The organism is Brevibacterium sanguinis, from assembly GCF_039528855.1.
Lineage (GTDB): Bacteria > Actinomycetota > Actinomycetes > Actinomycetales > Brevibacteriaceae > Brevibacterium > Brevibacterium sanguinis.
Genome location: NZ_BAAAMB010000003.1, coordinates 298,432 through 305,207 on the forward strand (window position 1 = coordinate 298,432; position 6,776 = coordinate 305,207).

The window sequence follows — 6,776 nt, forward strand, 5'->3', positions numbered from 1 at the left end:
GGACATGGACACTCTCAGTGACCTCGCCGGCGGTTTCGCCGCCGCGGTGCAGCCGGCCAGCCTCGCCTTCGCCCTCCTCGGCGTCCTCCTCGGCACCGTCGTCGGCGTCCTGCCCGGCATCGGACCGATCTCGGCGATCGCGATCCTCATCCCCGTCTCCTTCGGCATGGAGCCGGTGCACGGGCTCATCCTCCTCTGCGGCATCTACTACGGGTCGATGTACGGCGGGTCGATCACCGCGACCCTCATCAAGACCCCCGGCGAGGTCGCCAGTGCGGTGACGGCGATCGAAGGCTACGAGATGGCCCGCCGCGGTCGGGCCAAAGCCGCCCTCGCGACCGCGGCGATCGGGTCGTTCCTCGCCGGCACGCTCGCCATCGTCGGGCTGACGTTCCTCTCCCCGCTGCTCGTCCAGCTCGCGAACTACTTCGGCGCCACCGAGTACTTCCTCCTCATGGCCACCGCCCTCCTCCTCGCCTCGACGATGTCGGCGGGGTCCCGGGCCAAGGCGCTCATCTCGATCTTCATCGGTCTTGCCGTCGGTCTCATCGGCCTCGACTTCCAGACGGGACTGCCGCGCCAGACCTTCGGCATCGGGCTGCTCTCCGACGGCGTCGACTTCACGATCTTCGCGATGGCGCTCTTCGCGATCCCCGAGGCGATCCGCAACCTCGCCCTCGGGCGCGGTGCGAAGGAGGAGATCCAGAGCTTCGGCAGCGACAAGTGGATGACCAAGGAGGACTGGCAGCGCTCGGCGGGACCGTGGGCGCGTGGATCGGTCCTCGGCTTCATCATCGGCGTCCTGCCCGGCGTCGGGCCGTCGCTCGCATCCTTCATGTCCTACATCATGGAGAAGCGGATCTCGCGGCGGAAGCACGAGTTCGGGCACGGGGCGATCGAAGGCGTGGCCGGCCCCGAGGCGGCGAACAACGCCGGCGTCGGCGGGGCGATGATCCCGCTCTTCAGCCTCGGCATCCCGGGATCGGCGACGACGGCGCTGCTCCTCTTCGTCTTCACGATGTACGGACTCCAGCCGGGACCGCTGATCTTCCGCGACGATTCGGCGCTGATCTGGACGATCATCGCGAGCATGTACATCGGCAACGTCGCGCTCATCATCCTCAACCTCCCGCTCGTCGGCGTCTTCGTCAAACTGCTCAAGATGCCCAAGGAGATCCTCTTCTCCGCGATCCTCGTCCTCGTCGTCATCGGCGCCTACGCGATCGAGTTCAGCCTCTTCGGCCTCCTGCTGCTCGGCATCTTCGGGGTCATCGGCTACCTCATGGAGAAGGGCGGCATCCCGCTCGCACCGTCGATCCTCGCGCTCGTGCTCGTGCCGCTCCTCGAGGACAACTTCCGCCGGATGCTCCAGATCTCCGGCGGCTCGATCGCGCCCCTGTTCACCCGGCCGGTGTCCCTGGCGATCATCATCCTCATGCTCGCCGGCATTATCGGTCCGTTCCTCTTCCGCTGGTGGGTGCGCCGGCGGAAGCTGCTCGCCGACGTCAGCGTCGGCTGACCCGACCGCACACCGTCAGACACGAGAGGCAGGCTCCCATGGCACGGTCCATCGACACGGCAGAGGCGAACCCCATCGCCGAGGTGCGCGCCGGGCCGGACCCGGACCCGCCCGACGGCGGCAACCGCAGGTCCGCGGAGGCCCCGCCGGTCGGTGAGGCCCAGGAGGTCGGGGTGATCGCCCGCAGCGCGGCGATCCTCACCGCCCTCCAGGACTCGCCGCTGACCGCCGCCGAGGTGTGCCGACGACTCGGATACTCGAAGTCGACGACCTACCGGCTGCTCGCCGATCTGCGCACCCACCGGTTCATCGTCCGCGACCCCTCGGGTCTGCTGCGGCTGGGACCGTTCCCCGGGCGGCGGAGCATCGCGACGACGAACTCCGTGCTCGAGCACCTGCGGACGCGGGCGAGCGAGTCCGTGCAGCTGTGGGTCCGCGTCGGCGAGGACCGGGTGTGCGTGCGCAATGTCGAAGCCGACCACGAACTGCGGGTCACGCGCAGCGTCGGCACGATCCTCCCGCTCGTCGACGGCGGGTCCGCGGCGCTCGCCCTGTGCGGGCCGGGCAGCCCGCAGGAGTTCTACGCGACGAAGCAGGCCAGGGTCAAGGGGACCGCCTCGGCGAGCGTCGCCTTCACGGTCGGACCCACGGTCTTCGCGCTCTGCGTGTCCTATCCGCTCTCCCGCGAACCCGACAATGTCGCCGGGGCCTACCGCGGACTGCTCACGAGTGCCGCGACCGAACTGAAGTCGCTGCTCGACGGCAGCGAGGAGCTCAACGTCCTCCGCGACATCGCCCGCCTCTCGGTCGGGGCGGCCCGCGGCGGGCCCCGCTGACTCTGTCAGTGAAGCCACTAACGGGTCAGCCGGCGTCCTCGCCGAGGTAGAACGCCGTCGTGCGCTCCGCGGCGGCCCGTGCCTCGTCCTCAGGGGTACCGGCCAGCCGGGACGCCTCGGCCCAGCGATCGCTGACGATGCGGATGAAGTCGTGGGCGGGTTCGGCGTCGAACGTCGCCGCGTCGCGGGGCTCATCGCTGCGGGATTCGAGGTAGAGGGCGAGACCGAGGAACGAGAGGTCCCAGCCGACCCCGCCGGCACCGGGGCCGAACTGCGTCCAGAAGTCGGCGTCGGCCTCGGCGGTGAACCGGTGTTCGAGGGTGAGCCGGGCGTGGTGGCCGTCCTTGGCCATGCGCACGGCGACCTCGCTCTCATCACCGGCGCTCTCCCAGGTCAGGGTGAAGGACTCGCGGGGTTCGCAGGCCGTGATCGTGCCCTCGGCGTTGTCCTCGACGACGTAGCGGCCGCCGAGCCGGAAGTGACCGGCCACGGGCGCGAACCACTTGCCGAGGCGCTCGGGATCGGTGCACGCCTCCCAGAGGTTCTCCAGCGAGGCGGGGAAGGTCTGGGTCAGCGACTGCGCGGTGTGCCGGAGGCCGTCGGCGACGTCGACGGTGAGGGTGCGGGCGACGGAATCGGGTTGGGCGGCGATGATCTCGTCATCCGTGCGGTGCGCCATGCGTGCTCTTTCGGGTCGGTCGCCGGTGGTCGGCGCTTCTCATCATAGGCCCGCCCGGATCGCGGTCGTCCCCACCGCCTCGGCGCTGGGGTGTGGTTCGATGATCCCATGACTGCTGCACTCGAGACCCATCGCGCCCGCCTCGGCGACGGGGCGATCTACAACGGCCTGTGGATGATGTCGGCGGCCCCGGAGCTCGCGACGATCGGGGCGGCGGCCGGGTTCGACTACGTGTGCCTCGACCTCCAGCACGGTCTCGCCCGGGCCGGTGACGTCGTGCGCCTGTCCGATGCCGTCCGCGCGCACGGATCCGCGCTCGTCACGGCCCGAGTCGCGGCGAACCGGTTCACGGAGATCGGGCTGCTCGCCGACGCTGGCATCGAGGCGATCATCGTTCCCCTCATCGATTCGGTCGCCGACGCCGAGGCGGCCGTCGCCGCGCTCGACTACCCGAGTCGCGGCGGGCGCCGATCGTGGGGTCCGACCGTGGAGATCCTCACCGGCCAGGTGCGGGACTCCCGCGCCGCCCGTCCGCTCCTCTTCGTCATGATCGAGACCGCCGAGGCGCTCGCCGCCGTCGAGGACATCTGCGCGGTGCCCGGCGTCGACGGGGTCTACGTCGGCCCGGCGGACCTCGCGTTCGCCGTCGGCACGGTCCCGGGCCGGCCCAACGACGCCCACGCCGAGGCGCTCGTGCGCATCCGCACCGCCGCGGACTCCGCCGGCATCGTCCCGGGCATCCACTGCTCGACCGGGGCGGAGGCCAAGCTGCGGGAGGAGCAGGGATTCCGGTTCATCACCTCGGCGAGTGACATCGGGGCAGCCGGCCGGGCACTGCGGGAGGATCTCGCGGCAGCCCGCAGCTGAAGCCCTGCCGTCACAGGCCGGAGGGTGCCGTCAGCGGCGGAGATCGACGACGGTGCGCAGGCCCGGGGTGGGGTGGGCGAACTCCGCCGGCAGCTCGGTCAGCCCGATGGGGCCGCCGAGGATGTCGTCCCAGGGCAGCGCCGAGCCGGCGGTGGCGAGGAAGTCGACGGCGGCGGTGAGGTGCCGGGGTTCGTAGTTGTGGACTCCGGTGATCGTGCGCCACCCGCGGACGATGTGTTCGGGGTCGACGGTGACGTGCGGGCCGGGTGAGACGCTGCCGACGAGGACGGCGGTGCCGCCGATGCCGAGCGCGTCCAGGCACGTGCGGACCCCCGCCTGAGCGCCGGAGAGTTCGATGGCGACGTCGACGTCGGCAGGGGTGTCCCCGTCACCGGTGACGAGGACGTCGGCGCCCGCCGCAGCGGCGAGGGCGCGACGGTCAGGGGCGGGGTCGAACGCGGCGACCTCGGCAGCGCCGCGTGCCTTCGCAGCCGCGACCGCGGCGAGTCCGAGCATCCCGAGGCCGTTGACGAGCACCCGCCGTCCGGCCAGCTCCCCGGCGGCGTCGAGGGCGGCCATGACCGTGGCCACCGCACAGCCGGCGGTCGCCGCGACGGCGTCGGGCACGTGGGCGGGCACGGGAGCGACTGCGACGCCTGCGGACAGGAGGATGTGCGACGCGTAGGTTCCCGACAGGGCCCAGCCGGAGTCGGTCGCTTCGTGGCCGACCTTGGCGACCGCGGCGCATTTCGCGCTCAGTCCGCGCCGGCAGTTCTCGCACGCCCCGCACCCCGAGGTGACGGCGAAGACGACGCGCTCGCCGACGGCGAGATCGCCCCTCGTCGCCTCGATGACGCCGACGCCCTCATGGCCGAGCACCGACGGGCAGGCCCCGGAGCGATGGCCGGAGACCGTGTGGCGGTCAGATCCGCAGACGGTTGCGGCGCTCAGGCGCACGAGGCTCTCCCCGTCGGCGAGGTCCGGGATCGGCAGGGTCTGCCGGTCGAAGCGATCGCCGCCGAGCCAGACGAGCGCCTCGGCGGTCGTCGCCGCCGGGCCGGAGGCAGGATTCGGTGCGGCGGCGGTGCGATCCGCGGGAGGTGTCGGCGCGGTCGGTGTCGCGGTGGCAGTCGGGGCGGTCCGGGTCGCGGTGGTGCGGCGGCTGGCGCCCGCGGTCGCAGTCGAGGTCTGGTCGTCCATAGACGACCAGTTGACCAACCTCGGCGTGACTTGTCTACACAAGTCGCCCGAGTTCACGCACGCGCCACGATGATTTCATGCGCCGTTGTGACAGTTCACGGCCTGGCGTCATCGCCCGATCCACCACTGCGGGCCCGGTGTCCCGGCAACGCCTCGGCTCAGTGAACGACGGGTTCGTCGCGCGATTCCTCGGGAGAGACCGCTCCGATTCGCGCAGCTCTCATCCGTGCGGTGATGACAAGGGCGAGCCCGACAACGATCATCGTCATGCAGGTGACGAACACGGCGAAGGGAAAACCGACATGCGTCGTCGTGAATTCGACGCCGGTCACGGTGTCGCCGTGGCACTTCAGATACGGCAGAAGATAGTTGGAATCGATTCCGAAACCGAGGATCTCCTCACCCTGAAACGAGGACGGGCAGACGGGCGAGCCGTCACCGGAGTTCGACGCCCGATACCACGCCGCGTACTGGGCGAGGATGCCGAAAGGACCGATGACGCACGCCGCCATGAGCAGCCCGACGCCCCACCTGGCCATCCGCCCCGCGGATAGAGGCGCTCCCCACGTGACCAGCGCTTTCACGGCGACTGCGCAGAAGACACCGAAGAGGGCGACAGTGCTGATCACAGCAATCGCGATCGCGAAGAATGTGAGAATCGAGAGATTGCTGAACTCCGTGACGCCGAAGCCGCCGTTGGAGAACGTAGCTTCGCACGCATAGCCCCACACCCCGCGGCTGACGATCTCCATCTCCTTCACCTGGCCCATCGAGGCGAGGTCCGCGCACACGACGTCGACTCCGCGACTGCGTGCGTCGGAGAGTTCGACGAAGGAGAGAAGCGACTGCACGGCACCGAGAATCACGGCGACGACGAATCCGAGGCCGGGCAGCAGAAAGCCCCATTGGAGCAGGGTCAATCGGGGCAGCCTGCGCCGGTTCTCCGGTCCGGTCTGCCGCACGCCGCGCTTCCTTCTCACGAGCTCACCCTAGCCGACGCTGACGCCCGGTCCCGAGGACGCTGCCGCGGTTTCCCGAACCCCCTGACCTTGCGGTCCACGGGCCCCGCGCCCCGCCTCGGCGGGAGTATCGTGAGGACATGGCGCACGCGCAGATGTTCGACGACGATGACCCGGTGCTCGCGCGGTTCCGCACGCTCGCGCTCGGGTATCCCGATGCGCAGGAGAAGGTCTCGCACGGTCGTCCCGCGTTCTTCACGAAGAAGGTCTTCGCGTACTTCGGCGGCACGGAGAAGCACGTCACCGGAGAGATGGAGCAGCATCCGCACGCCGTCCTCGTCCTGCTCGATCCCCTCGACGCCGAGGTGATGCTCGAGCGGGACGACACGTTCGTCCCGATGTACCTGGGTCCCACCGGCTGGATCGGCATCGACATCGACGACCTCGACGATGACGACCTCGGCGAACTCGTTGCCGATTCGTACCGCAGCACCGCTCCGACGCGGTTGGCCCGGCTCGTCGAGCCGGAGGCGGAGTCGCAGTCCTGAGACAGCGCCGACGCCGCGAACGGGTGCGGTCGTGCGCTGACGGTCGTAGGGTGGAAACATGACTGAATCCGGCAACGGCACCCCGATTCCCACCGTCGACCTCAACGATGGACGCCCGATCCCGCAGATCGGCCTCGGCACCTACGCGATGACCGGTGACGAGGGCGT

Annotated in this window: 7 protein-coding genes and 1 pseudogene; 5 read left to right on the top strand and 3 right to left on the bottom strand. The window is 70.2% G+C overall.

The annotated features are described in order from the left end of the window. Nucleotides 1-4: 4 nt before the first annotated feature. Both ABD154_RS03890 and ABD154_RS03895 read left to right on the top strand, forming a co-directional pair. Nucleotides 5-1,519, top strand: a complete 1,515-nt coding sequence (locus ABD154_RS03890) for a tripartite tricarboxylate transporter permease (RefSeq protein ID WP_344250176.1) — start codon at nucleotides 5-7, stop codon at nucleotides 1,517-1,519. 38 nt (nucleotides 1,520-1,557) lie between these two features. Further along, nucleotides 1,558-2,355 carry a helix-turn-helix domain-containing protein gene (locus ABD154_RS03895; RefSeq protein WP_232623802.1) on the top strand — a complete coding sequence of 266 codons (798 nt, stop codon included), beginning with the start codon at nucleotides 1,558-1,560 and terminating at the stop codon, nucleotides 2,353-2,355. A 25-nt stretch (nucleotides 2,356-2,380) separates the two neighbouring features. Here the strand turns inward: ABD154_RS03895 and ABD154_RS03900 are convergent, their stop codons facing one another. Beyond that, entirely contained in the window at nucleotides 2,381-3,034 is a 654-nt protein-coding gene (locus tag ABD154_RS03900) for an SRPBCC domain-containing protein (protein ID WP_344250179.1), read from the bottom strand. Between the two features lie 108 nt (nucleotides 3,035-3,142). Here ABD154_RS03900 and ABD154_RS03905 point away from each other — a divergent pair, with 108 nt between their 5' ends. Then, nucleotides 3,143-3,901 carry an HpcH/HpaI aldolase family protein gene (locus ABD154_RS03905; protein ID WP_344250181.1) on the top strand — a complete coding sequence of 253 codons (759 nt, stop codon included), beginning with the start codon at nucleotides 3,143-3,145 and terminating at the stop codon, nucleotides 3,899-3,901. A 30-nt stretch (nucleotides 3,902-3,931) separates the two neighbouring features. Here ABD154_RS03905 and ABD154_RS03910 read toward each other — a convergent pair whose 3' ends face one another. Beyond that, on the bottom strand, nucleotides 3,932-5,101 hold the full coding sequence (locus ABD154_RS03910; protein ID WP_344250183.1) for an alcohol dehydrogenase catalytic domain-containing protein: 1,170 nt from the start codon (nucleotides 5,099-5,101) through the stop codon (nucleotides 3,932-3,934). Between the two features lie 158 nt (nucleotides 5,102-5,259). Continuing rightward, nucleotides 5,260-6,081 (bottom strand): hypothetical protein, encoded by an 822-nt coding sequence (locus tag ABD154_RS03915; protein WP_344250185.1) that lies wholly within the window; start codon nucleotides 6,079-6,081, stop codon nucleotides 5,260-5,262. 119 nt (nucleotides 6,082-6,200) lie between these two features. Between ABD154_RS03915 and ABD154_RS03920 the strand changes: the two genes are divergently transcribed. Continuing rightward, nucleotides 6,201-6,608 (top strand): MmcQ/YjbR family DNA-binding protein, encoded by a 408-nt coding sequence (locus tag ABD154_RS03920; protein WP_344250187.1) that lies wholly within the window; start codon nucleotides 6,201-6,203, stop codon nucleotides 6,606-6,608. Nucleotides 6,609-6,666: 58 nt separating this feature from the next. Then, nucleotides 6,667-6,776, top strand: a pseudogene (locus ABD154_RS03925) (aldo/keto reductase); the annotation flags it as partial.

What these genes read in the sequence shown, in the direction of transcription:
- ABD154_RS03890 (WP_344250176.1), top strand. Translation starts at nt 5, where the DNA reads ATGGACACTCTCAGTGACCTCGCCGGCGGTTTCGCCGCCGCGGTGCAG.
- ABD154_RS03920 (WP_344250187.1), top strand. Translation starts at nt 6,201, where the DNA reads ATGGCGCACGCGCAGATGTTCGACGACGATGACCCGGTGCTCGCGCGG.
- ABD154_RS03895 (WP_232623802.1), top strand. Translation starts at nt 1,558, where the DNA reads ATGGCACGGTCCATCGACACGGCAGAGGCGAACCCCATCGCCGAGGTG.
- ABD154_RS03910 (WP_344250183.1), bottom strand. Translation starts at nt 5,101, where the DNA reads ATGGACGACCAGACCTCGACTGCGACCGCGGGCGCCAGCCGCCGCACC.
- ABD154_RS03900 (WP_344250179.1), bottom strand. Translation starts at nt 3,034, where the DNA reads ATGGCGCACCGCACGGATGACGAGATCATCGCCGCCCAACCCGATTCC.
- ABD154_RS03905 (WP_344250181.1), top strand. Translation starts at nt 3,143, where the DNA reads ATGACTGCTGCACTCGAGACCCATCGCGCCCGCCTCGGCGACGGGGCG.